Source organism: Tateyamaria sp. (assembly GCF_039945315.1).
In the GTDB taxonomy this organism is placed as follows: Bacteria; Pseudomonadota; Alphaproteobacteria; order Rhodobacterales; family Rhodobacteraceae; genus Tateyamaria.
This window is the reverse complement of the sequence record NZ_JBDUXB010000064.1, coordinates 42,290-65,880: the sequence shown is the minus strand read 5'-3', so window position 1 is coordinate 65,880 and position 23,591 is coordinate 42,290. Positions and strand designations below refer to the sequence as shown.

General features: G+C 57.3%; 20 protein-coding genes and 1 tRNA gene. 16 read left to right on the top strand and 5 right to left on the bottom strand.

All coding sequences use genetic code 11. The features are described 5' to 3' along the window. Window positions 1-221: 221 nt before the first annotated feature. Complete coding sequence (locus ABJD00_RS22340) at window positions 222-1,397, top strand: Hint domain-containing protein (RefSeq protein WP_413828742.1); 1,176 nt, start codon at window positions 222-224, stop codon at window positions 1,395-1,397. Here ABJD00_RS22340 and lipB read toward each other — a convergent pair. Then, window positions 1,394-2,047, bottom strand: a complete 654-nt coding sequence (gene lipB / locus ABJD00_RS22335; protein WP_413828740.1) for a lipoyl(octanoyl) transferase LipB — start codon at window positions 2,045-2,047, stop codon at window positions 1,394-1,396. The two genes, ABJD00_RS22340 and lipB, sit on opposite strands and share 4 nt — an antisense overlap. Window positions 2,048-2,052: 5 nt before the next feature. Further along, window positions 2,053-2,718, bottom strand: coding sequence for a DsbA family oxidoreductase (locus tag ABJD00_RS22330; protein WP_413828738.1), 666 nt, complete (start codon window positions 2,716-2,718; stop codon window positions 2,053-2,055). 158 nt (window positions 2,719-2,876) lie between these two features. On the opposite strand from ABJD00_RS22330, the gene ABJD00_RS22325 reads away from it, so the two are divergent. The 5 genes from ABJD00_RS22325 (at window position 2,877) to ABJD00_RS22305 (ending at window position 7,205) form a co-directional block, all read left to right on the top strand. Further along, the gene (locus ABJD00_RS22325; RefSeq protein ID WP_413828736.1) at window positions 2,877-4,208 is read left to right on the top strand and encodes a peptidoglycan-binding domain-containing protein; all 1,332 of its coding nucleotides are present in this window, start codon (window positions 2,877-2,879) and stop codon (window positions 4,206-4,208) included. Window positions 4,209-4,327: 119 nt separating this feature from the next. Beyond that, window positions 4,328-4,414 (top strand) — tRNA-Leu (locus ABJD00_RS22320). Window positions 4,415-4,782: 368 nt separating this feature from the next. After that, complete coding sequence (locus ABJD00_RS22315; RefSeq protein WP_413828734.1) at window positions 4,783-4,947, top strand: hypothetical protein; 165 nt, start codon at window positions 4,783-4,785, stop codon at window positions 4,945-4,947. Between the two features lie 235 nt (window positions 4,948-5,182). Further along, window positions 5,183-5,968 carry an HAD-IIB family hydrolase gene (locus ABJD00_RS22310; protein ID WP_413828732.1) on the top strand — a complete coding sequence of 262 codons (786 nt, stop codon included), beginning with the start codon at window positions 5,183-5,185 and terminating at the stop codon, window positions 5,966-5,968. Window positions 5,969-5,978: 10 nt separating this feature from the next. Continuing rightward, a complete protein-coding gene (locus ABJD00_RS22305; protein WP_413828730.1) occupies window positions 5,979-7,205 on the top strand; it encodes a glycosyl transferase in 1,227 nt (408 codons plus the stop codon). Window positions 7,206-7,227: 22 nt separating this feature from the next. Here the strand turns inward: ABJD00_RS22305 and ABJD00_RS22300 are convergent, their stop codons facing one another. Then, window positions 7,228-8,973, bottom strand: coding sequence for a sugar phosphorylase (locus ABJD00_RS22300; protein ID WP_413828728.1), 1,746 nt, complete (start codon window positions 8,971-8,973; stop codon window positions 7,228-7,230). A gap of 236 nt (window positions 8,974-9,209) precedes the next feature. On the opposite strand from ABJD00_RS22300, the gene ABJD00_RS22295 reads away from it, so the two are divergent. Both ABJD00_RS22295 and ABJD00_RS22290 read left to right on the top strand, forming a co-directional pair. Further along, on the top strand, window positions 9,210-10,328 hold the full coding sequence (locus tag ABJD00_RS22295) for a CaiB/BaiF CoA transferase family protein (protein WP_413828726.1): 1,119 nt from the start codon (window positions 9,210-9,212) through the stop codon (window positions 10,326-10,328). Then, a complete protein-coding gene (locus ABJD00_RS22290) occupies window positions 10,325-11,512 on the top strand; it encodes an FAD-dependent monooxygenase (protein ID WP_413828724.1) in 1,188 nt (395 codons plus the stop codon). Before ABJD00_RS22295 ends, ABJD00_RS22290 begins: the two co-directional genes overlap by 4 nt. A gap of 16 nt (window positions 11,513-11,528) precedes the next feature. Here the strand turns inward: ABJD00_RS22290 and acs are convergent, their stop codons facing one another. Further along, window positions 11,529-13,481: an acetate--CoA ligase gene (gene acs / locus ABJD00_RS22285; protein ID WP_413828722.1), complete on the bottom strand. Its 1,953-nt coding sequence runs from the start codon at window positions 13,479-13,481 to the stop codon at window positions 11,529-11,531. A gap of 709 nt (window positions 13,482-14,190) precedes the next feature. Here acs and arsB point away from each other — a divergent pair. The 8 genes from arsB (at window position 14,191) to ABJD00_RS22245 (ending at window position 21,990) form a co-directional block, all read left to right on the top strand. Then, window positions 14,191-15,228, top strand: a complete 1,038-nt coding sequence (arsB, locus tag ABJD00_RS22280; protein ID WP_413828720.1) for an ACR3 family arsenite efflux transporter — start codon at window positions 14,191-14,193, stop codon at window positions 15,226-15,228. Between the two features lie 256 nt (window positions 15,229-15,484). Continuing rightward, on the top strand, window positions 15,485-16,369 hold the full coding sequence (locus ABJD00_RS22275) for a DMT family transporter (protein ID WP_413828718.1): 885 nt from the start codon (window positions 15,485-15,487) through the stop codon (window positions 16,367-16,369). Window positions 16,370-16,599: 230 nt separating this feature from the next. After that, a complete protein-coding gene (dctP, locus tag ABJD00_RS22270; protein WP_108838993.1) occupies window positions 16,600-17,616 on the top strand; it encodes a TRAP transporter substrate-binding protein DctP in 1,017 nt (338 codons plus the stop codon). Between the two features lie 83 nt (window positions 17,617-17,699). Next, complete coding sequence (locus ABJD00_RS22265; protein WP_413828716.1) at window positions 17,700-18,329, top strand: TRAP transporter small permease subunit; 630 nt, start codon at window positions 17,700-17,702, stop codon at window positions 18,327-18,329. After that, window positions 18,329-19,729: a TRAP transporter large permease gene (locus ABJD00_RS22260; RefSeq protein WP_413828713.1), complete on the top strand. Its 1,401-nt coding sequence runs from the start codon at window positions 18,329-18,331 to the stop codon at window positions 19,727-19,729. The genes ABJD00_RS22265 and ABJD00_RS22260 overlap by 1 nt, the downstream gene beginning before the upstream one ends. 111 nt (window positions 19,730-19,840) lie before the next feature. Continuing rightward, on the top strand, window positions 19,841-20,161 hold the full coding sequence (locus ABJD00_RS22255; RefSeq protein WP_413828711.1) for a hypothetical protein: 321 nt from the start codon (window positions 19,841-19,843) through the stop codon (window positions 20,159-20,161). Then, window positions 20,158-20,790 (top strand): hypothetical protein, encoded by a 633-nt coding sequence (locus tag ABJD00_RS22250; protein WP_413828709.1) that lies wholly within the window; start codon window positions 20,158-20,160, stop codon window positions 20,788-20,790. Before ABJD00_RS22255 ends, ABJD00_RS22250 begins: the two co-directional genes overlap by 4 nt. 213 nt (window positions 20,791-21,003) lie before the next feature. Next, a complete protein-coding gene (locus ABJD00_RS22245) occupies window positions 21,004-21,990 on the top strand; it encodes an alpha/beta hydrolase (protein WP_413828707.1) in 987 nt (328 codons plus the stop codon). A gap of 181 nt (window positions 21,991-22,171) precedes the next feature. On the opposite strand, the gene ABJD00_RS22240 is transcribed toward ABJD00_RS22245, so the two are convergent. Then, window positions 22,172-23,170, bottom strand: a complete 999-nt coding sequence (locus tag ABJD00_RS22240) for an SGNH/GDSL hydrolase family protein (RefSeq protein ID WP_413828705.1) — start codon at window positions 23,168-23,170, stop codon at window positions 22,172-22,174. Window positions 23,171-23,591: the final 421 nt, after the last annotated feature.

The following is a 23,591-nucleotide window of genomic DNA, read 5'->3' as shown; positions in this document are numbered from 1 at the left end:
AGGGGACGGTTGAGGGGTGGTCGAACAACCAGACTGAAAGCGACCCAAGCCTTGGTACCTCATTAGGTAGGTTCGGCGGCCCGGATGGCACAATCGCGACCGAGCGCACCTTTGACCTGGGTTCCGACGCAGAGGAGATCAACGTCGATTTCGACGCCCTGCTGCTGGACACCTGGAACGGCGAGGATTTCATCATCACCGTCAATGGCACCGAAGTCCGCGTGCCATATCTCGAAGGGGATGCAAGCGACCCGGCTCCACAGTCCTTTGTCGGACCAGACGGCGCGACATACAGCTTTACCTTTACAAATCAGGCTCAGGGCGACCTCGGCTACTCCAGCGGTGATGATGCGATCCTGAACGTCGCACTGACAATTACGAATGCGCCGCCTAGTTTGACGATCGGCTTTGGGTCGGACCTGAACAGTACGATCGCCAATGAGAGCTTTGCCGTCGACAATTTCAGCGTCGCGCGTGTGGATGAAGTCAATGACACAATCACCGGCGGCACCGGCAGTGACACGCTGACGGGTGGGGCTGGAGATGATGTCTTTGTCTACAACTCTGGCAACGGCAACGATGTCATTACAGATTTCAACACCGGTAACTCGGGTGGGATCGAAGATGACGATCAGGCCAACAATGACTTTATCGACCTGTTTGCATTTTACACTCATCTGGGCGAGTTGCGGGCGGACCTTGCGGACAACGGTGTGCTCGATCAGTCGGTTGGCGACTTTACGGACGATACCGCCCTTGGTGGGTCGCTCACCTTTACCGGGGTTGCGGGCAGTGATCTGACTTTTGACAACACCAACGTGGCCTGTTTCACGCGTGGTACCCTGATCGAAAGCGTTGATGGCCCGGTGCCTGTGGAAAAGTTGCGCAAGGGTATGCGTTTGAAAACGCTGGACAATGGAAACCGTCTTGTACGCGCAGTCTTGCGCCGCGAAGTGGATGCACGCAGTGATCTTGCGCCGATCCACATCTGTGCTGGAGCCCTTGGCAACACCCGCGATCTGCTGGTGTCACCTGCGCACCGTATGCTGATATCGGACTGGCGGGGGCAAATGTTGTTTGGAGCGGATGAGGTGCTGGTGAGCGCTGCGAACCTTGTGCGGGGTGATCTGATCTACCGCGCGCCGCGCCCGCGCATCACCTATTACCACATCTTGATGGACAGCCATCAGATCATCTTTGCCGAAGGTGCCGCCACTGACAGTTTTCACCTCACCCGTGAGGCTGCTGAAGCCGTTGAATACGGCCATAGCGAAGAGGACGCGGTAGCGGCCGAAATTGCTCGGGTATTCCCGGAACTTTTGGCCTGCGCCAGCAATTGTGCCCGCCCGGCCGTCAAAGGTTATGAGGCGCGTGCCCTTGCAGGTTTGCTCGGCTAATCCGCGCCGAAAATCTGAGTGAACTGCTGTCTTAGGGCGATATCCACGTCGCCCATAGTGACAGGCAGGCCAAGGTCGACCAGTGACGTCACCCCGTGATCGGCGATCCCGCAGGGCACGATTCCGTCAAAATGCGACAGGTCTGGTTCCACGTTTATCGACAGACCGTGAAAGCTGACCCATTTGCGCAGGCGGATGCCGATTGCGGCGATCTTGTCTTCGGCGGGTGATCCGTCGGGCAGCGGGGGCTTTTCTGGTCGTTCAACCCAGACGCCGACGCGGCCCTGCCGAATTTCACCGCGTACGTTGAAGGTATCCAGCGTGGCGATCACCCACGACTCAAGTTGGTGCACAAAGGCGCGCACATCTTGACCGCGTTTGCCCACATCCAGTAGCGTGTAGGCGACCCGCTGGCCCGGGCCATGATAAGTGTATTGTCCGCCGCGCCGTGTTTCGAACACGTCAAAGCGGTCGGGGTCCGTGAGGTCTTCTGCCTTGGCCGAGGTGCCAGCGGTGTACAAAGGGGGGTGTTCCAGCAGCCAGATGCATTCATCGGCCTCACTTGCCGCAATGGCGGTGGCACGCGCCTCCATCCATGCCTCGGCCTGGCGGTAATCGGTGAGGCCCTCAGTGGTGATCCATTCGACCATGGGGATCAGGCGGCTGCTTCTTCTTGGGCGACTTGCCGCAGGATTTGCGCGTAAGCCTCTGCGCCCTGCGCCCCAGTCACCAGGTATTTTTGCGCAAAGATCATGGACGGCACGCCCGAAATGCCGTGCCCCGTCCAGAACGCCTGTTTTTCACGAACGGAGTCGGCCAGCGCGCCGGACTCGAGCACTTGCGCTGCGTCATCGCGCACAATGCCGACGGATTCGGCCACATCCAACAAGACCTGAGGATCGGAAACGTCGCGCTGCTTGGTGAAATGCGCCTCAAACAGTGCAAGTTTCAGCGGGTGCTGCAACCCGACACTCAACGCGAACTCCAACAGCTGATGGGCGGCAAAGCTGTTTACGATCCGGCTATCGGTCGAGAATTGAAAGTCGATGCCCAGAGTTGCCCCAAGCTGTTGCAGCTGCGCGCGGTTTTGCGCCGACTGTTCGGGGCTTGCACCGTACTTCTCTGCGATATGCTCGCTCAGGTTTTGCCCGTCAGGGCCCATTGCTGGGTTTAACTCAAACGGTTGCCAGCGGATTTGAGCGCCCATGCCAGTAGCGCCAAGCGCTTGTTCGAGCTGGCGAAATCCGACGATGCACCATGGGCACATCACATCCGACACGATGTCTATCTGGATCACGGGGGCAGTGTCAGGGGTGCTCATCTCTGGGGCGATCCTTTTGCAGGGGTGCAAACCTACATCATGCACATTCGCGCATAATTCAAGCAGGTCTGACCGTGTGGGTGCCGGGTAAGGAAATAATGACTGTGCGAATCCGGAACCAATGGTACGCTGGTGTCGTATTATTCAGGAGGTTTTTCATGCTCACCAAGACCATTACTGCATCCATTCTGGCACTGTCAGTCGCCATTCTCCCTGCAAGCCGTGTCGCCGCCGATGCGGGTGACTTTGTGGCCGGGGCAATCATCGGCGGGGTCATCGGCCATGCCGCCACCAAAAACAATCAACGCAGAAAGTCATCGTCCAGCACCTATGCCCGCCCCCGGATTCCCTCGACCCAGGAAGGGCGAGAAATTCAGGCTTCGCTCAATTACTTCGGGTTCAATGCGGGGACTGTGGATGGCCAGTTGGGGCAGCGCTCACGCAACGCGGTGTCGTCTTATCAGGCCTATCTCGGCTATCCTGTTACTGGGTACCTGTCACCGTTTGAACAGAACCTGCTGATTAGTTCCTACAACCGGGCCCAAGCCGGTGGCTATGCTGTCACGCAACAGGTTGCGACCAACCCGGATGGCACGCGTGGCTTGCTCAAGACCTACCGCGCCGAACTGGCGGGCCAGACGGCTGCCCCAGTTCAACAAGGCACAACGATTGTTGTGGCACCACAGCCCGCGGCCCCTGCGACAACTACCACAACGACGACCGTGGTGGCTGCAGCCCCTGCGCCAACACCGGAGACAGAAGCTTCTGCGGCTGGTTTGCCGAGTTTCCTTGGCGGGGGCGCATCCCCATCGCTTGCGTCTCACTGCAACACTGTGTCGCTGCTGACCAACAGCAATGGCGGCTTTACCACCGCGGCGGCCATGACCGACCCCAATGTGGCGCTGAACGAACAGTTCTGCCTCGCGCGCACCTATGCCATCGCCAAAAGCGAAGATATGATAGCCAAGGTGCAGGGGTTCACTCCGGATCAGATTGCCGCCAAGTGCGAACAATTTGCCCCCGCGATGCAGCCTCATGTGGCCGCTCTGGCGCTCAAACCCCAACCCGAAGTCGTGAGCGGCGTGGCAGCGTTCATCCTGACCACAGGCATGTCGCCGGCCCAGCTTAAGGGCACCGCGCAGATCTGCATGGGTGTCGGGTATCGTACGGACAACATGGAAGTGGCCCTTGGCTCTGCCCTGATGCTCTATGCCATGGGGGATCATGTCTATGGCGAATTGATGGGGCACCATCTGGCCCAAGGGTTCGGCACATCCAAGCGGGTTGATACGGCCCGTGTTTGGTATGCCGAAGGCCTGCGGGCGGTGGATAGCGGCGCGCCTGCCGTCTTCGCCCCCGGTCAGCCCGAGCGTACCGAGCTTTTGCGTAAAGCGTCGCTCAACCTTGGGACTTCCAATTCCAGTGTGGTCCCTCAGCAGCCGCAAGTGCAGCCTGCTTCACTGCCTAGCTTTGGCGTTGCCACCGACTAAGGACGCGCACTCAGCAACATCAAATGACTGGGGCCTTTGCAGGCCTCGGTTTTTCTTTACGAAGTGCTCTTGGCAAGGGATGCGTTCGTCGCTAAAGACCCTTCACCAAGTCAAGGCATGCGGCCGTGGCGGAATTGGTAGACGCGCAGCGTTGAGGTCGCTGTGAGGTAACACTCGTGCGAGTTCGAGTCTCGCCGGCCGCACCATGTCCTTTTGGACAATTGATTTGCCCCGGACACTTATCATTGATGATCTGTATTTTGTCCGCGCCTCGGTGGCGTGCTTGTGTGCAGTCACTGTTGTGGGGAGGTTTCAATTATTTATCTCCATTCCTCCTGCGTAGAAATATGATTGCCTGCACCCAACTTGTTGTAATTGTCGCAGGTTTTAGGTGCATCCCCTTACGCGTCATTGAATGTATACAATGGCTTTTCCGCTGGGTTTCGAAAGCGTGATCGGCGCACGTCTCTGGGCCGATTTGAGGCCGAAAACAGTCTGTTTCTTGGTACGCAACAAAACCAAACAATTTTTGTGGTAATATGGAGATGTAGTTTATTGAGTTTGAGGATTGGTTATGAGTAAGCAAGAGGTTGTATCGCGGTTGGTGACATTAATCTGGCAGAGGTTTCGCGGGGTCCCAATTGAAGACGTCGAACGCGCGCTTGTGAAAGAAGGCTGGGCCATTGGCGCGGTGCGCGAAGCGACAAATGCCTACCGTTCAGCCCGACAATTCATCTGACATCAATTCGATACCTTCAAAAGCACCATTCGCGGCTTTGATACGTACGACCGCCACCGTGGTGCAGCGTGACGCCTTGTTGCACGCGCATGGGAACAGCCAGTTATTCTGATTGGATAGACCCATAGCGCATGTCTGACCCGAGACTGTGCATCTTTTTCGATGTTTCCCCTTGCCGGCTGCAATCCCAGCTATCCACCTTGCGGTTCGCGTCTCACATTGTCATGCATATGTCATGACCACTGCACTGCCTCTTATGGTGTTCTCCGATCTGGACGGCACCCTCATCGATCACCACACCTACGACTGGACACCTGCAGGACCGGCTCTTAACGCGCTGAAAGAGGTGCGGGCGGGGGTTGTTCTTGCCAGCAGCAAGACGGCTGTTGAGGTTGACGCCTTGCGCAGTGAAATGGGTTTGTCGGGCTGGCCTGCGATTGTCGAAAACGGAGCAGGGTTGCTGGGCGCGCATGCGGTGCCCGACAGCATGGTGGATCAATACGCGCGTTTGCTGGCTGCCCTTGATGCGTTGCCGGATGCGTTGCGCAGTTCGTTTGTAGGCTTTGGCGACATGAGCGCGGCGGAGTTGTCCGCTGCCACCGGGTTGTCCGCGAAAGGGGCCGATCAGGCGAAGCAGCGCGCGTATTCCGAACCCGGCACATGGTACGGATCGCAAGAGGAAAAAGAGGCGTTTCTGAGCCAGTTGGAAGAGCACGGGATTGTCGCGCAGCAAGGCGGGCGGTTCCTGACACTTTCCTTTGGCGGAACCAAAGCCGAACGGGTGAACGCCCTAAAGATGGAATACGCACCCAAGGTTACAATCGCGCTTGGGGATGCACCAAACGACATAAATATGCTGGAGGCATGTGATTACGGGGTCGTGATTGCCAATCCAACGCGTGCGCCGTTGCCGCCGCTAGACGGTGAAGACAGCGGGCGAATCCAGCGCACTTCCGGAGCGGGACCAGTCGCTTGGAACGAAGCGGTGTTGGATTTCTTGGCGCGACAAAACTTGACGTAAGGACAGACTTTTGGCGGACTTTCACCAGAACGGAAACATCGCGACCCTGCACAATCTGCGCACGCGCTCGCCGGCAGAATTGGCAGACGAACTCATGTCCTTTGCGCAGACGCGCAAGATTTCCCTGATCCTCCCCTGCCTCTATTCAGAGCTGGAAGGGGACGCGATGCCCCATATTCTCTCTGAGCTGTCCAAGGTGACGTATCTGCATCGGATCATCATCGGCCTTGATCGCGCAGATGAGGCGCAGTTTCGTCATGCAAAAGCGTTTTTCGAAGGGTTGAACCAGAACCATATCGTGATCTGGAACGACAGCCCGCGCATGCTGGAACTGGGGCGGCGGCTTGAGGCGATGGGGCTTTATCCGGCAGAGCAGGGCAAAGGCAAGAATGTGTGGTCAGCCCTTGGTTATCTGATTGCCTGTGCGGACAGCGCGGTGATGGCCATTCACGACTGTGACATCCTAACCTATGACAATGAGATGCTGGCGCGCCTTGTGTACCCGGTGGCGAATCCGAACTTTCCTTATCAGGTGGCCAAGGGCTACTACCCGCGCATTGGTGCTGACCGTTTGAATGGGCGGGTGACACGGCTGCTGGTCAGTCCGCTGCTGATCGCATTAAAGCGGGTGATCGGGGATCGCGACTATATCGATTACCTGCGCAGCTTCCGCTATCCGCTGTCGGGCGAGTTTGCGATGCGCACAGGCATCCTGCCTGATTTGCGCATCCCGTCCGATTGGGGCCTCGAAATCGGAGTGCTGTCAGAGGCGTGGCGTAATCTGGCGCCCAAGGCGGTCTGTCAGGTCGAAATTTCGGACGCCTACGATCACAAGCATCAGGACCTCAGTGCGGATGACGCCAATGCGGGGCTTAGCCGCATGTCCACTGACATCTGCAAGGCTATCTTTCGCAAACTGGCTGCAGATGGCACAGTCTTTACCGCCAACGTGTTCCGGACACTCAAGGCCACCTACTACCGTAGCGCGCTGGATCTGCTTGAGGCCTATTACAACGACGCCAAAATGAACGGGCTGTCCATTGACCGGCATAGCGAAGAACGCTCGATCGAGTTGTTTGCTGAAAACATTATGCGGGCCGGGCAGGTGTTTATCGAAAACCCACATGAGACACCGTTTATTCCCACGTGGAACCGCGTGCATTCGGCTGATCCCAGCTTTTTGACTGATATGCTGGCAGCGGCGCGTGCCGATGATGCCGAATTTCAAAGCGCCTGAGTGACGACAGACAAAGACCGGTTCAGGTCCGGTTCGTAATCCAGCGGCATTGATAGGGTGCCAGCGTGATCATACCGTCAGACGTGTCAATCACCTCGCCCGTCAGCAGATCCACCCAGTCCTCATCATCAATCAGGTTCATCGCATCGGTGGCCAGCTCAACCGTCTTTGCACTCACATTGTGCAGGGCAAAGATGGACTGATGGCGATCAAGGCTTTGGCGCCAGACTCCAAACACATCAACACGCAAGGACATAGTGAATTGCGTGGCATTGGGGTGAAAGGCGGGTTGTTCCGCGCGAATTTTCAACCGGTCTGACAATGCCGCGAGCACACGTGCGTGGGCCGTGGTTGGGTCATCCAGCTCCGCGTTCAGTGACGGATAGTCCCAGTTGTGCCGGTTGATCGCTCGGTTCATGCCGCGCCGTGCCACCTGTTCGTGATCGTTGCGCGTGCCTAGCATCGAATGGATGTAAAAGGCCGGAATCCCTTCCAGCGACATCACGATGGTCTGAGAGCAGATGAAGCGATCAAAGTGATAGCCGTCGGGTCCGTCAAACGTGCGTCCCGTCGCCTCATAGAATGTGGTGTTGATCTCGTAAGGGGCCTCACCACCGCCGGGCAGGGCGCGCATCGAGACAAGTCCGCCAATGTCCTTGATCACGTCGATCATCTTGTCCTGCTCTTCTTTGGGCAGGATGCCTTCGGCGGGGCGCATACCAATGCCATCATGGCTGGCGGTAAAGTTCAGGTAGGCACAACCCAGCTGCGCAGGCGGCATCCCCTTTTGCCACTTTTGGAGATAGGCGGCCGAGCCCGACATCATCGCATGCAGGATCAGCGGGGGCAGGGGGAAGTTGTAGATCGCGTGCGCTTCGTCCCGTTTACCGAAATAAGACAGGTTTTCGGCCTTGGGCACGTTGGTTTCGGTCAGCAGGATCACCGTCTCGGCTGCGTAATCACACAGCAGGCGCATCAGTTTCACCACCGCATGGGTTTGGGGCAGATGGATCGAGGGCGAGCCGATTTCTTTCCACAAGAACGCCACCGCATCGAGGCGAATGATCTGCACACCGTTGTCTACGTGCAGGCGGATGATGCGCAGGAATTCGAGAAGCACTTCGGGATTGCAGAAATCCAGATCAATCTGGTCATGGCTGAACGTGCACCAAACATGACGCGCGCCATGCGTGGTTTCGACCTTTTGCAACAGAGGCGTCGTGCGCGGGCGTACCACCATGTCGAGATCGTCATCGGGCGATGCCTCGAAAAAGAACCGATCATAGGGGGACTGGCCCTGCCGGTATGCATTAAACCAAGCGCCCTGGCTCGACACATGGTTCAGCACCAGATCGGACATCAAGTGAAACTCACCCGCAATGCGGTTGATGTCCGGCCAGTCGCCCAGTTGTGGATTGACCGCGCGAAAATCAGAAACGGCAAAGCCATCGTCCGAGGTGAACGGAAAGAAGGGCAGAATGTGCACGCCGTTGACCACGCCCTTCATCCTGCGCAACAGAAAGTCGTGCAGTAGGTCCAGTGGTTTGTGCACTCCGTCCACGATAGAGTTGCCATAGGTGATCAGCAGGGCGTCTTTTTCAGTCCACAGGTTGTTGGAGGGTCGGCGTCCCCGTTTGCGCGGCTTGGTGCCTTCGGGCCAGAACGCGTCCACAATCTTGCTGGACAGAATATCGCGGTCGAGATCGGGATAGATCTGTTCAACCAGTTTGGACAACCGTTGGCCAAAGTTGTTTTTGCTTGGGAGCATCGCGCAGCTATGTCCGGTGTTTTGAGTTGCAGTGCTTTGAGAGAAGCACCGTTTTCGCGGCCTTGCCTAGTCAAAACAAACGGATTCGGGAATGCTGTGTCTCCATCGTGTTGCAAATGCACAGAAGTTAGGGCCTGCGCGGCGAACCTCTCCTGTTCTGTGTGCGTGGTGGGCCTTGCACGTTGTGCACGCTTTGTGTCCAATCGGGCGCGAGCAGGGGGAGGACAAGGGCCAAAATGACGGGCGTGCTGGATGGATTGCGGGTTGTCGAATTTGCCGGGCTGGGGCCGGCACCGCTGGCCGGGCAGTTGCTGGCTGATATGGGCGCGCAGGTCACGGTGATTGACCGCGCATCTGCGCCTGTCGATCCCACGGATGTGAACCGGCGGGGCAAACGCTCGGTCGCGCTAAACCTTAAATCCCCCCAAGGACGCGACGTGGCGCAGGCCCTGATGGCCCAGTCCGATATTCTGATCGAAGGGTTCCGTCCCGGTGTGATGGAACGCCTCGGGCTTGGCCCCGAGACATGCCCCGATACGCTGATTTATGGCCGGATGACAGGTTGGGGGCAGTCCGGCCCGATGGCGCATGTCGCCGGGCACGACATCACATACCTTGCGATAACCGGCGTGCTCAGCCTGATGGGCAGCGCAGATGCGCCACCCAAGCCGCCGCTGAACCTTGTCGCGGATTACGGTGGTGGTGCGCTGTTTCTGGTCTGTGGGCTGTTGGCGGCGGTGATCTCGCGCGGTGTGACGGGCAAAGGGCAGGTGGTGGATGCGGCCATGATTGACGGCGTGCCAGCCATGATGGGCCTGATCCATGGGATGATGGCGCAAGGCGATTGGCGCGATCCGCCGGGAACAAACTGGTTGGATGGGGGCGCGCCATTTTATCGCTGCTACCGTTGTGCGGACGGGCGCAATGTAGCTGTTGGCGCGTTGGAGCCGCAGTTTTATGCGCTGTTGCTGGACGGCTTGGGCCTGAGTGATGTCGAACTGCCGGATCAGAATGACCGAGGCAGCTGGCCCGACATGACGGCCCGGTTTGCGACCATTTTTGCGCGCCACCCCCGGGATTACTGGTCCGAGGTGTTTTCGGGCACTGACGCGTGCGTCGCCCCCGTCCTGTCGATGGATGAAGCGGCAAAGGATGCTCATCTGGCGCCGCGCGGGACTTACGTTGAGGTCGGAGGAGTGCGCCAGTCAGCACCTGCGCCGCGTTTTTCGCATTCGCCTGCCGGAACTGTATCCGCACCCGCTGCCCCCGGCGCACAAACGGACGCGATCCTTGCAGAGTTGGGCTATGACGTCGCCGCAATTCGAGCATTACACGATGGCGGGGTCTGTACGTGAAGGCACTGATCGCAGGTGCCGGGATCGGCGGGCTTGCTAGCGCGATTGCGCTGGCACTGCGTGGCTGGGAGGTCGCCGTTTTCGAACAGGCACCCAAACTGACCGAGATCGGTGCGGGCCTGCAAATATCCCCAAACGGCTGGCGCGTGCTTGAGGCACTTGGTGTCGCAGAGACCTTGCAATCTACTTTGTTTGAACCCGACGCCATCGAGATGCGTATGGGGCAGCGCGGGGTGCAGGTGTTTCGACTGCCCATGCGGGGCTATGCCCGCGACCGGTGGGGCGCACCTTACATTCATATTCACCGAACGGATCTTGTCGGCGCACTTGAGGCGCGGCTGCTTGGTTTGCAAAGCGGTGCCATTTGCACCGGGCACGTGGTTTCTGGCTTTGAACAGACAGAGGATGCCGCGTCTTTGAACATGGCCGATGGCACAAAGCACTTTGGCGACATCGTGATCGGCGCGGACGGGCTGCATTCAGTGATCCGCACGCAGATGCTGGGTGCTGACACCCCGCGCTATACCGGTAACGTGGCGTGGCGGGCGGTTGTACCTATTGAGGCGCTGGGCGCACTCGCGCCGCCGCCGACGGCCTGCGTCTGGGTGGGGCACAAACGGCACGCCGTCACCACACGACTTCGGGCCGGCACCCTCGCGAACTTCGTGGGCATGGTGGAAAGCGACATTCCGACAAAGGAAAGTTGGCGGGCCCAAGGACACCGGGCAGATGCGCAGGCCGCCTTTGACGGCTGGGCCCTGGAAATCCGCGCGATCCTCGAAAAGGCCGAAGTTCTGCATCACTGGGCCCTGTTTGACCGGGCCCCTCTGCCGCGCTGGCACGACGGGCGCGTGGCGGTGATGGGGGATGCGGCGCACCCGATGTTGCCATCCATGGCGCAAGGCGCGGTGCAGGCCTTGGAAGATGCGTGGGTCCTGTCAAAATGCCTTCGGGACCAGGCCACGCCACAGGATGGGTTTGCCGCGTTTTACAAACAGCGGATCGACCGCGTGTCTCGAGTACAAAAGGGATCAGCAGCCAATGCGCGGCTCTTCCATCACGCCAACGGGCTGGGACGCTGGGGGTTTTACAGACCGATGGGACTGGCGGCACAGATTGCTCCCAACGCGTTTCACGCGCGCCAGGACTGGGTTTACGGCCACGACGTAACAGGCGCGGGCTAAACCCGCGCCTTTGCGATCAGGACTTGTTCATCCGGTTTTCGATCAGATCGTCCACCACGGAAGGATCGGCAAGGGTCGACGTGTCACCCAGCGCGCCAAAATCATCCTCGGCAATCTTGCGCAGGATGCGGCGCATGATCTTGCCTGACCGGGTCTTGGGCAGGCCGGGGGCCCATTGGACCAAATCGGGCGACGCGATGGGGCCAATCTCCTGACGGACCCAAGTGCGCAATTCTTTGCGCAGCTCTTCGGTGGGTTCTTCGCCGTTCATCAAAGTCACATAGCAATAGATGCCTTGGCCTTTGATATCATGGGGATAGCCGACAACGGCGGCTTCGGCGACTTTGGCGTGCGCGACAAGTGCGCTTTCGACCTCGGCTGTGCCCATACGGTGGCCCGAAACGTTGATCACATCGTCGACCCGGCCCGTGATCCAATAGTCACCATCTTCGTCGCGGCGACACCCGTCACCGGTAAAGTAGTAGCCCTTGTAGTCCGAGAAATAGGTCTTTTCGAACCGCTTATGGTCCTCCCAGACCGTGCGCATCTGGCCGGGCCAGCTGTCGGCAATGACCAGCACGCCTTCGACTCCGTCGCCATCAATGACTTCGGCAGTGGTCGGTTCCAAAACCAGTGGTTTGATGCCAAAGAACGGCTTCATGGCGGAACCGGGCTTGGTCGCATGTGCGCCGGGCAGGGGGGTCATCAGGTGCCCGCCGGTTTCAGTTTGCCACCAGGTGTCCACGATCGGGCAGCGCCCCCCGCCGACGACGTTGTAATACCAGTTCCAAGCCTCGGGGTTGATTGGCTCACCCACGGTGCCGAGCAGTTTAAGCGAGGAAAGGTCAGCCTTTTCCACAAAGCTGTCACCTTGGCCCATCAGCGCACGAAGAGCTGTCGGCGCGGTGTAGAATTGCGCCACTTTGTGCTTTTCGCAAACCTGCCAAAAACGGGATGCGTCCGGATAGGTGGGCACGCCTTCAAACATCAGCGTCGTACCGCCATTGGCCAGCGGGCCATAGACGATATAGCTATGCCCGGTGACCCAGCCAACATCCGCGGTGCACCAATAGATGTCACCGTCATGGTAGTCGAAGGTGATCTCGTGCGTCATCGCGGCATAGACGATGTAGCCGCCTGTGGTGTGCACAACCCCTTTGGGCTGACCGGTGGAGCCGGATGTGTAAAGGATGAACAACGGGTCTTCGGCTGCCATTTCCTCGACCGGGCAATCGGCGGAGACATCTGCGGCCGCCTCGTGCAGCCAGTGATCCATTCCTTCACGCCATGCGATCTGCTGTCCTGTGCGCTTGACCACCAGACAGTGAGTGTCGTGCATCACGTTGATGAGGGCCTGATTGACGTTGTCCTTCAGGTTCGTGACACGACCGCCACGAGGTGCGCCATCTGCGGTTATTACAACCTTGGCGTCACAGCCCGAAACGCGCGCCGCCAGAGCATCCGGAGAGAAGCCAGCGAACACGATCGAATGAATGGCGCCAATGCGGGTACATGCCAACATGGCATAGGCTGCCTCCGGGATCATGGGCAGGTACAACACTACCCGGTCCCCTTTGCCGACGCCCAGCGACTTGAGCACGTTGGCCATCTTGCAGGTCTCGGCGTGCAGCTGCTTGTAGGTAATGTGCTGGGCCTCATCCTCGGGGCTGTCGGGCTCCCAGATGATGGCCGTCTGATCGCCGCGTGTGGCCAGATGACGGTCAATGCAGTTGGCCGACACGTTAAGCGTGCCGTCTGCGTACCAATTGATCGAAACATTGCCGAGGGTGTAATCGACGTCTTTGACCTGTGTGTAAGGTTTGATCCAGTCGATCCGCTTGCCATGCTCGCCCCAGAACGCGTCGGGGTCGTTGATCGAGGCTGCATACATCTCCTCGTATTTTGCGGCGTCCACATGCGCGTGGGTCACCATGTCTGCGCTCGGGGCATAGGTCTTGATATCGGACATGAATGTTCCTCCGGTCTTCATTCCAGTCGTTCGGGAAATGCGCACCGAAACTCCGCCCAACTTTGATTGGCGGGGCAGACTGGCGCGCGGCCTCCTCCCATTGCGGCGATCATACCCATTGCTGAAAAGAAAGGAATAAAAGGCTGGAATAGCAGGATTTTGTTGTGAAGGATTTTTACGCAAGGGGCCGGATTAGTAAAAATATGATGCGATATTCCAAAAGGTGAATTAGAAACAAAGAGTTAGATGTAAATTAATTGAGGCCGCACTTTGTACAGCGCGCGTCATTACTCAAAGCATCCGACACGACATCTCAACGCAATAGGTGTGGCGCCCCAAAGGCGCGCCGTATCCGTTGCCTGTGCAGCAGGTTCGACAGGTCCACACTGGTGTTGCGCTGGGCGAACAAGGCGCAAAGCCATTGCCCGTTTTGATCGCCGCACAGTTCCGCTTGGTGGGCGAAGCGACAGTTCATCGATGTGGGATGTCTTGGCGAACTAGAGTTCCTCGGCATAATCCTATTGTCCGGTTCCGCAGAATAAACCCTGACTACTCTGCCGGAATACACATAATCATTACCATCACAGGACAGCATTGTTGGCGTGACACTTGCGGCGCATTGCGGGATCATTAATAGATATCAATCGGCGGCCGTGACCGCCATCTGCTCCGGGTAACTCCTGAGCGAATACAAGGGGCCTAGAACACGTTGAGCATCTTCGAACGATACCTGACTGTCTGGATTGCATTGGCTATGCTGGCTGGCATTTCTATTGGCAGCATCGCACCTTCTCTGGTCTCTGCGATCGCAGCAGCTGAAGTGGCCAACGTGAATCTGGTGGTCGCAGTACTGATCTGGGCCATGGTCTATCCGATGATGGTCGGAGTGGATCCATCCAGCCTTCGCGATGTGGTCAAACAACCCAAGGGCCTCGCCATCACGCTCATCGTCAACTGGCTTATCAAGCCTTTTACGATGGCCGCTCTTGGTGTGTTTTTCTTTGAGGTGGTCTTTGCGGACCTGATCGCGCCTGAAGATGCACAGCAGTATATTGCGGGCCTTATCCTTTTGGGGGCTGCGCCTTGCACCGCCATGGTGTTTGTTTGGTCTCAACTGACCCGTGGCGACGAAAACTACACCCTTTTGCAGGTGTCGGTGAACGACGTTGTTATGGTCTTTGCCTTTGCGCCGATAGTTGCCATCCTTTTGGGCGCAACAAACATTGTTGTGCCTTGGGAAACACTGGTGCTCTCTGTTGTTTTGTTTGTTGCGCTGCCGCTGTTGGCAGGCCTTTGGACCCGAAAACGATTGGGCGGAGCAGATCGAATTGAGGCTTTTCAGGCGCGCGTCAAACCCTGGTCGATGGTCGGTCTCATTGCGACGGTCGTGATCCTATTTGGACTGCAAGGTCAGGTCATTCTAGAGAACCCTCAGGTCATCGCCTTGATCGCGGTGCCGATCCTTTTGCAATCATATGGCATCTTTGCCCTCGCTTATGCGGCGGCCTATGCCCTGAAAGTCCCGCATCGCATTGCTGCCCCGTGTGCTTTGATCGGTACATCAAACTTCTTTGAGCTGGCGGTCGCCGTGGCCATTAGCCTTTTTGGACTAAATTCCGGCGCAGCACTCGCAACAGTTGTTGGCGTCCTTGTCGAAGTGCCAGTGATGCTCTCTTTGGTTGCCTTTGCAAACCGCACGCGTTCGAAGTTTGCGTTAAAACAGGAACCTGAGTCTGAAACGTCATAGGTGAAAACGCTTAGGCTCGCCTGCGACGCTAAGCAGTAATGGGTTAGATGGTCCGAACAAAGAACATGGTGATTGCGGCAGGACGCTAAAGCCTAATGTGGCAAAAGGGTGCACACAAAAACAATCCTGCAGACATCCGTTGCAAGCCAGAGGGCCATTCACCTCGCCCGCAGACACTGATTGCCAATGCGTTGGTCTGATCCTACTGCTATGGTCTGAGTTCCCCCAGACAATTCAAAGGGTCGCCGCAGGTTTGATGCCCAATCGCTTCTCTTCTCATGTCACAGGAACCGCCGCTGCATGGAGCATCGTCTTGGTGTGGTCGTTTTGGCTGATTGTAAGTCGTGTTGCCAGCCAAAGCGGACTGACGATCTATGATCTGGCGGCGATGCGGTATGGTTTGGCGTCGCTCGTGGCCTTGCCGCTTTGCCTTTATTACAAGCCATGGAGGGGGCTAAGCCTGTCCAAAATTGCGGTGCTCTCGTTCATTTTGGGGCCTGTTTATATTCTCACCGTATTTTCTGGTTTTCTCTACGCGCCCGCAGCGCACGGTGGGATATTTATGAACGGGATGTTGCCCCTGTTCAGTATTCTTTTCTCGGTTGTTTTTTTGCGTGTGCTGCCCAGCTTGCGTCGTTTCCTCGGGGCGGCGCTTATCCTCATTTGCGCTGTGCTGTTGGCATGGGATGGAAGTGTTTCAAGCGGTGATAACGCATGGTTTGGTGATCTGCTTTTTGTTGTTGGCGCTCTATTTTTCTCTTCTTATGTCATTCTTTCTGAGCGGTGGCGGCTGAGCGCGATGCAGATCATCTTTTGCGGTACAATTGTCAACGCGTTGCTCTACCTGCCAGTTTGGGCAATTTGGCTGCCGTCAGGCCTTTCAGATGCGCCGATGGGCCCGCTTTTGTTGCAGGCCATCTACCAAGGATTTGTGCCGAACCTGATTGGTTTGCTTTTTATTGCACATGCATCGCGGGCAATCGGAAATGGGAATACCTCTTTCATTCTTGCGGCTGTGCCGGGTGTTGGCGCGATTCTGGGCGTTCTGGTTCTGGGTGAAAGCCTGACAGTGTTCAGTATTTTGGCCATCACTTTCCTGACCGTCGGGTTGCTTATGAGCGTGCGACGGCAAACACAGTAGCCGAAGGCCGCATTCACGACAAAGCGTCGCTGTGCTCAAAGCAGGCTTTTGGCCCAGCGCAATCTCACGCGGGTCTCGCACGATAACCTTTCCACCAAAATCGCCGACCACCCTTCCGCCAACGCATCAATTCCCATTGCTTGCGCAATCAACTTGGCAACCGCCCGGCACCACGCTAGCTTCTCGCCCAAGCGGGCACGGGAAGCGGCCCGCATCTAGGGAGACTATACATGAACAAATTTGCTGTAGGCGCCGTTGTCGGTGCCATTTCGTGCACTTTCGCGCTGGAGGCTGCGGCCACAGAATGGAACGTATCCGTCTGGGGCAAGCGCCGCGCGTTCACGGAACATGTGGAAAAGCTGGCCGAACTGGTCGCTGAAAAGACCGGTGGCGATTTCACCATGAACGTCAGCTATGGCGGTCTGTCCAAGAACCGCGAGAACCTTGATGGCATCTCTATCGGTGCGTTCGAGATGGCGCAGTTCTGTGCTGGTTATCACGCCGACAAGAACCGGGTTGTGACGGTTCTGGAACTTCCGTTCCTTGGGGTTGAGAACCTTGAACAGGAAGTGGCTGTGGCCCGCGCGGTCTATGCACACCCCGCCGCAACCGAAGAAATGGCGCAGTGGAATGCAAAACTGCTGATGACGTCGCCGATGCCACAGTACAACCTTGTCGGCACAGGCGAGCCTCGTGATGAACTGGCCGAGTTCAAAGGCATGCGTGTGCGTGCCACAGGTGGTCTGGGCAAAGCATTCGAAGCTGTCGGCGGTGTGCCAACATCAGTGACCGCGACCGAGGCCTATCAGGCCATGGAAGGCGGCGTTGTCGACACAGTGGCCTTTGCCCAGCACGCGCACCTGTCATTTGGCACGATCAACCAGGCCGACTGGTGGACAGCCAACCTGAACCCCGGCACCGTGAACTGCCCGGTTGTGGTGAACATCGACGCGTATGACAGCCTGTCGGATGAGCACCGCGCGGCCCTAGACGCCTCGATCCCCGAAGCGATCGAGCACTACCTGACCAACTACGCAGAACTGCTGGAGCGTTGGGATTCGGTTCTGGCCGAAAAAGGCGTTGAAAAGGTCGAAGTGGCCCCCGAAGTGATCGCGGAGTTCCAAGCGGTTGCGGGCAAACCGATCCACGATGCGTGGATCGCCGACATGGAAGCACAGGGCCTGCCGGGCCAAGAGCTTTATGATCTGGTTGTGAGCACTTTGGCTGACGCCAAAGGCGGCAGCTAAACATTTGCCTGGGGCCGCTACGCTTTGCGTGGCGGCCCTCGCCAAAAACAACACCGATAATCAACTAAAACGGGGGGTAGATCATGGCAGGCTCTGCTGCGGTGCTTGAAGATTCCAGTTTGCTCAGTCGACTGGACCGCGCGCTGCTCCCGATAGAACGGTTTGGCGCTCTCCTATCGGGTCTTGCGATCTTTTCCCTGATGTTTCTGGCGGCCTATTCGGTGACGGGGCGCAAATTTTTCGCCTCTCCGCTGCCCGGCTATGTGGACTATATCGAAGCGGCCATGCCAATCATTGCGATCATGGGCGTGTCTTATGTGCAGCGCGACGGCACTCATGTGCGGATGGACATGCTCGTCAGCGCGCTCCGGGGCCGTGTCCTGTGGTTTTTCGAACTGATTTCCGTGCTTCTGATCCTGCTTCTGATCACTGCGCTTACGTGGGGCGCATGGGAACACTTTGACCGCTCTTTTGACTGCGCGCGCCCCTTGTGTAGCCGCGACAGCTCCATCGACATCGGGCTGCCCATCTGGCCCAGCAAACTGGTGGTGCCCATCGCCTTTGGCATCCTGACCCTGCGGCTCTTGTTGCAAGCGTGGGGGTATGGGCGGGCCCTGATCCTTGGGCTCGAAAACCCGGTGGCCGTGCCATTGAACCTCTCGGTCGCTGAACAGGCGCAGATTGAGGCCGAAGCGCTGGAAGGGACAGACTGATGGAACCCATCGAGATTGGACTGTGGGTCAGCGGTGGCCTCTTGGTCTTTGTCCTTCTGGGCATGCGTGTGGCTTTTGCTGCAGGTCTGGCGGGCTTTGTCGGTCTGGTCTGGCTGCGCTGGAACGGATTTGACTACGACCCCGAACGGTTCTGGAAGGCGGTCGAGATCAGCGTCAAAGTCGCAGGGCTTACACCACACTCTAAGGTTTCGGCGCAGGTGCTAAGCCTGATCCCGGTGTTCATCCTGATCGGCTACCTCGCCTACCATGCCCAACTGACAACGGCCCTGTTCACCGCTGCCAAACGGTGGGTGGCTTGGGTGCCGGGCGGTTTGGCAGTTGCGACCGTGTTCTCAACAGCAGGCTTTGCGGCTGTGTCCGGCGCGTCCGTGGCAACCGCGGCGGTGTTTGCGCGCATCGCCATCCCCGAAATGCTCAAGATCGGGTACAACAAACAATTCGCGGCAGGGGTCGTGGCTGCAGGGGGCACGCTGGCCTCGCTGATCCCGCCGTCGGCCATCCTTGTGATCTACGCGATCATCGTCGAACAGGACGTGGGCAAGCTGCTGCTGGCAGGCTTTGTGCCCGGTGCATTTTCGGCCATCGTCTATGCGGCGTTGATCATAGGCATCGCGATGGTGTTCAAGACTGTGGGACCACCCGTGACCGGGTTCACATGGCGCGAACGATTTGAATCGCTGCCCCCCGCCATGCCGATCTTTGCGGTGGTGATCATCATCATTTTCTTTGTCTACAACCCGTTCGGAGACGCTTGGGGCACGCCCACTGAAGGTGGCGCCATCGGGGCCTTCATCATCTTCCTCATGGCGTTGTACAAAGGCATGCGCTGGGGCGAATTGAAGCGCGCACTTCTGGATACGGCCAAGCTGACGGTGATGATCTTTACCATCATCTGGGGCGTTCTGATCTATGTGCGGTTCCTCGGATTTGCCGAACTGCCGGCCGCGTTTTCAGACTGGATCACCTCACTCGCGATGTCGCCCATGCTGATCCTGATCTTTATCCTGTTGGGGTATGCGGTGCTGGGCATGTTCATGGATGCCATCGGGATGCTGCTGCTGACACTACCGGTCGTTTACCCTGCGGTGATGGCGCTGAACGGGGGCGAGTTCGTTTCCGCCGCTGACAGTGCGTTTGGCATGTCAGGCCCCATGTGCGCGATCTGGTTCGGGATACTGGTGGTCAAGATGGCCGAGTTCTGCCTGATCACGCCGCCCATCGGTTTGAACTGTTTCGTGGTGGCGGGCGTGCGCGACGACCTGACCGTGCAGGATGTATTCAAAGGCGTGACTCCGTTTTTCATCGCGGATGCCGCGACGATTGCGATGCTGGTGGCGTTCCCGGGGATCGTTCTGTGGCTGCCGTCACTGGCGGGGTAGGCGAGGCGGGGCGCAGACCCTGCTCCCCCTCATGAACACCTTGTAATGGATGGCTTGGGCTGTTTTTAATTCTTCATCAAACTTTGAATTGCTGAAGAGGGGGGAGACTCAATGGGAAAAGGTCTAACAGCCGTTTTATCACTGATCGTCGGATTGGTCGTTGGCGGTATAGGCGGCGGCATGGTCGGCATTGGCAGCGGTGCGGGCATAGGCATAGCTACGGGTCTTTCGGCTGGAATTTGTGGTGTTGCGAACGCAGCGCAGCAAGAAGGACTTTTGACACCGGAACAGGTTGATCAGGTCTTTAACCGTGCGGTCAGCAATCTCGAGGAATTGACACCAGAGGCTGAAGAGAGCGGTGAAACAATTGTCGGCGCTGCGAGCGAATGCGAAGGGCTCCTGCAAAAGCTACGGGAGGCGGCTGCGTCATGAAACGCACACAGTTGAGTTCTGCATTTCTAGCTTTCGCGATCACGGCAACTGCATCTGTTGCCGACATCAGCCCTGAGGCCGAAGCCTGTATCGACGAACTAAGAAGTCGCATCGGTAACATCGGCGGAGAACTGCTTGGTCAGGAGTTTTCTGAAGCCGCCATTATGGTTCGGCTGCGCGATGCCAATGGCGCCGAATATGAGTGTATTGTTTGGTCCGGCCCTGAGGTCGCTGACTTTCGACAGGTGAGTGGCGAAGGCGCGGACGCAGATGACGGTGGCGGCGCGATGGCAGGAGCGTCTGATTCCATAGTTGTATCGGGCACCCAACGGGTCCAGTTCGCGGCAGGCACCAGTGGGGCTGCAATGTCTGGCACCCTGAATCCGGATACATCAGTGAGCTATGTTCTTGGCGCGGCGGACGGCCAGTTCTTGCGCGTGGACGTGGGGTCTCGTGGAGGTGCTCTGGACTACCAGATTTTCAATCCCGACGGCTCGCTCCTTCTGGATCTCATCTCTTCTGACCTCCCTTATCAAGGTCAGCTCTGGCAGTCGGGTGACCATGTGGTCGAGGTCGTCAACGCCGGTGCGCAACCGGTCAGCTTCGATATTGGTATCGGCATCGAATAGCTGCTCAGCCCATTGGACACATAGGAAAAACCGACGAATTCGATCGTTTCTTTTGCGGCCCGCTTCTCTTCTGAGGCGGGCCTTTCTCAGGGCCTTTATCACTCGGCAATACATCCGCTCAAAACCCCAATTGGAATGCTGGGCATATTATATTCGCTATAGTTTTCAGAACTGTGTAGCAATGCAGATATCATTTAGAATGAGGGCAGCATTATGCTTGGTTTTTTCCGATGGGCTGGTGCTGCGTTGTCGGTTTTGACGGTTGTGGCCGTCGCCGCGATTTTTCTGGGGCCGGTCGAAAAGGTTGACCTTTCTTTCGATTTTGACGACGCCAAGATTGGCGCCGACTTGGACGCATGGCTGGACGAGCAAGAACAGTGGATTCCCGGAATAACACCTCGGACAGAAAAACATGTCGTCTGGGCTGGTGTTAAAGGCGAAAAAACGGCCGTATCCATCGTCTATTTGCATGGCTTTTCCGGTAGCGCAGTGGATATCGACCCTGTTCCCGAGAGAATTGCGGACGCTATCGGCGCCAACGTGTTTTACTCGCGACTAACAGGCCATGGCCTTGACGGCGCGTCGTTGGGTGCTGCGTCGCCGGATAGTTGGCTTGAAGACACGGCCGAAGCCATAGCGATCGGGCGAAGGCTGGGCGATCAAATCCTGATTATTGGAACTTCGACCGGTGGGACTCTGGCCACGATCGCGGCGGTCGACCCCATTTTGTCGAAAGACATCTTTGGCGTTGTACTTGTTTCTCCGAACTACAGGCTGAAATCAGCCCAAGCCAAGATTTTTGATCTGGGATTTGTCCCAGTCTGGGCGCCACTTTTGACCGGACCAGAGTACAGCCGCCGCCCGACTTCACAGGATCATGCAACCTATTGGACAACAAGGTATCCGGTTTCGGCCTTGTTCAATCTGGCAACGCTGATGCGGGCTGCACGGACGATCGATGTAAGTACTGGTAAAATACCGATGGTTGTTCTCTACGCGACGGACGATCAGGTTGTGGACGCTGATTTCACTGAATCGTTCCTTCAGGATTGGGGCGGGCCGGTGAGGTGGGAGACGTTCACCATGACCGACCAAGATGACCCCAGTTCTCATATGATCGTGGGTGACATCCGAAGCCCAACCCAATCCACACTCGCCATTGAAACTATTTTGGACTGGTACGGTGAATTGGGTCGGTAGATCTTGGCACTGGGTGGGCACACGGGCGTAAAACACCGGTTTGCGCCAGTTTGGTCCGGCGGAACGGCAGGCTGTTCTCGCTCAAAATTGCTAGGCTCAGGACCCATTAGTCAAAACTGTTCCAAACACAAAAAAACGCCCCGCTTTCGCGAGGCGATAAATCCATTCATCGTGCGGTGTGTTAGGCCGCTTTGCGCTTGCGCCGTGCCATCAAGCCCAGACCGCCAATACCTGCCAGCATGAGCGGTAGGCCAGCGGGGAGTGGGACTGTTGCTGCACTAATTGCAGTCTCCGCGATTAATCGATGTCCGGCTGCGGTCGGGTGAACGCCGTCCCAAAACAGGTAGCTGTCCTGAACCGCGTCTCCACCCAAAACGCAAGCAAGTGAATCCAAGCAAGCATCGGAGGCGTTGGACAATCCAAAAGCCAATGGGTCTGACTGGATTGCATTAAACGTACCAAAAGTATCGACTTCGATGATGTTCAAAACCGGTGATAACCCCGCCAAACCGCCGGCCAGCTCCTGATTGAACGCTGTTGTAGCCATTGAGGCGGCAACCGATCCGCTGAACGCTGGTGTCTTACCAATGTCCGGAAGGTTGAAAACCATGACGTTCTGTACCCCGCTTAGTCCAAGCGTGGACACCGACTGAACTACCGCTCGTGCTGCGGCCTTTCCGACGCCCTGAACCTGTTCTAACGTTGCAGCCAATGGTAATCCTTGAAAGATATCGTTGGCACCAGCCCAAACCGAAACCAGCGGATTGGCACCGCGGTCAGTGGGAGTTGTTACTGACAGGAATTCGAGAGTTTGCGCTAGAAGGCCCGGTATTGGTATGCGGGGGTTCGTTTCATTGTCAGCCCTAGCGCCCGCGAAAGCAAAGTTGCCGTTGAAGGTCAGCTGAGTTTCGCCCCCAAAGTTACCGACGACCGGAGCTTGACCATTCTCGCTTGCGAAATCCGCTATGATCTGTTCGTTCCAGACTGGGCCGTTCGACACCCTGCCATTAAAATATGGCGCGGGCGGAGTTCCAGTCAGCGCAAACAGGTTTCCATTGTCAGACAAACTGTCGCCTAGCACCCAGAAACTGGAATAGGTGTCTGTAAGCGGAGAGGCGATTGCCGCCGACCACGTGAAAACCGCCACGAAACCGACGGTTGCGAATGATAGTATTTTCACTAGAAATCTCCCTGTTGTGGCCAGGAGGTAGTGCCCTACTCTAAAACATCACGCTTGACGTAAGGTTACTGATTTCAATTGAAAAAAGCCTTTGGAAGTAGGTGCCATCGTTGGAGGCGTCGGGGTTCCCCAACATTTCAAACATATCGAGTTGCGAAAAGGGGAAGTGCGGACGCACTGACGTTGAATGAGATGGGTCGTGAGACTAAGATTAATGGGTCCTGACCCTAGTTCGTCCTATTCATTGTCGAGTGTTTGTTTTCGCTCCCTGAGCCACTCTTCACTCTTTATTAACAAGTCGCAGCGCACGCTGTGTTAACCATACAGGGCGTGCATCCTCGGTGCATGCCCTGTGCACAGGTGGTGCACGCTGGGTGCATCACCAAATCCCTTGTTTTTCGGAAGTTAACCCTCAGTTCGC

Bases quoted from the DNA above. Each gene is read 5' to 3' on its own strand.
- lipB (WP_413828740.1), bottom strand. From the start codon at position 2,047: ATGGTCGAATGGATCACCACTGAGGGCCTCACCGATTACCGCCAGGCC.
- ABJD00_RS22330 (WP_413828738.1), bottom strand. From the start codon at position 2,718: ATGAGCACCCCTGACACTGCCCCCGTGATCCAGATAGACATCGTGTCG.
- ABJD00_RS22325 (WP_413828736.1), top strand. From the start codon at position 2,877: ATGCTCACCAAGACCATTACTGCATCCATTCTGGCACTGTCAGTCGCC.
- ABJD00_RS22315 (WP_413828734.1), top strand. From the start codon at position 4,783: ATGAGTAAGCAAGAGGTTGTATCGCGGTTGGTGACATTAATCTGGCAG.
- ABJD00_RS22310 (WP_413828732.1), top strand. From the start codon at position 5,183: ATGACCACTGCACTGCCTCTTATGGTGTTCTCCGATCTGGACGGCACC.
- ABJD00_RS22300 (WP_413828728.1), bottom strand. From the start codon at position 8,973: ATGCTCCCAAGCAAAAACAACTTTGGCCAACGGTTGTCCAAACTGGTT.
- ABJD00_RS22295 (WP_413828726.1), top strand. From the start codon at position 9,210: ATGACGGGCGTGCTGGATGGATTGCGGGTTGTCGAATTTGCCGGGCTG.
- acs (WP_413828722.1), bottom strand. From the start codon at position 13,481: ATGTCCGATATCAAGACCTATGCCCCGAGCGCAGACATGGTGACCCAC.
- ABJD00_RS22275 (WP_413828718.1), top strand. From the start codon at position 15,485: ATGCCCAATCGCTTCTCTTCTCATGTCACAGGAACCGCCGCTGCATGG.
- dctP (WP_108838993.1), top strand. From the start codon at position 16,600: ATGAACAAATTTGCTGTAGGCGCCGTTGTCGGTGCCATTTCGTGCACT.
- ABJD00_RS22265 (WP_413828716.1), top strand. From the start codon at position 17,700: ATGGCAGGCTCTGCTGCGGTGCTTGAAGATTCCAGTTTGCTCAGTCGA.
- ABJD00_RS22260 (WP_413828713.1), top strand. From the start codon at position 18,329: ATGGAACCCATCGAGATTGGACTGTGGGTCAGCGGTGGCCTCTTGGTC.
- ABJD00_RS22255 (WP_413828711.1), top strand. From the start codon at position 19,841: ATGGGAAAAGGTCTAACAGCCGTTTTATCACTGATCGTCGGATTGGTC.
- ABJD00_RS22250 (WP_413828709.1), top strand. From the start codon at position 20,158: ATGAAACGCACACAGTTGAGTTCTGCATTTCTAGCTTTCGCGATCACG.
- ABJD00_RS22245 (WP_413828707.1), top strand. From the start codon at position 21,004: ATGCTTGGTTTTTTCCGATGGGCTGGTGCTGCGTTGTCGGTTTTGACG.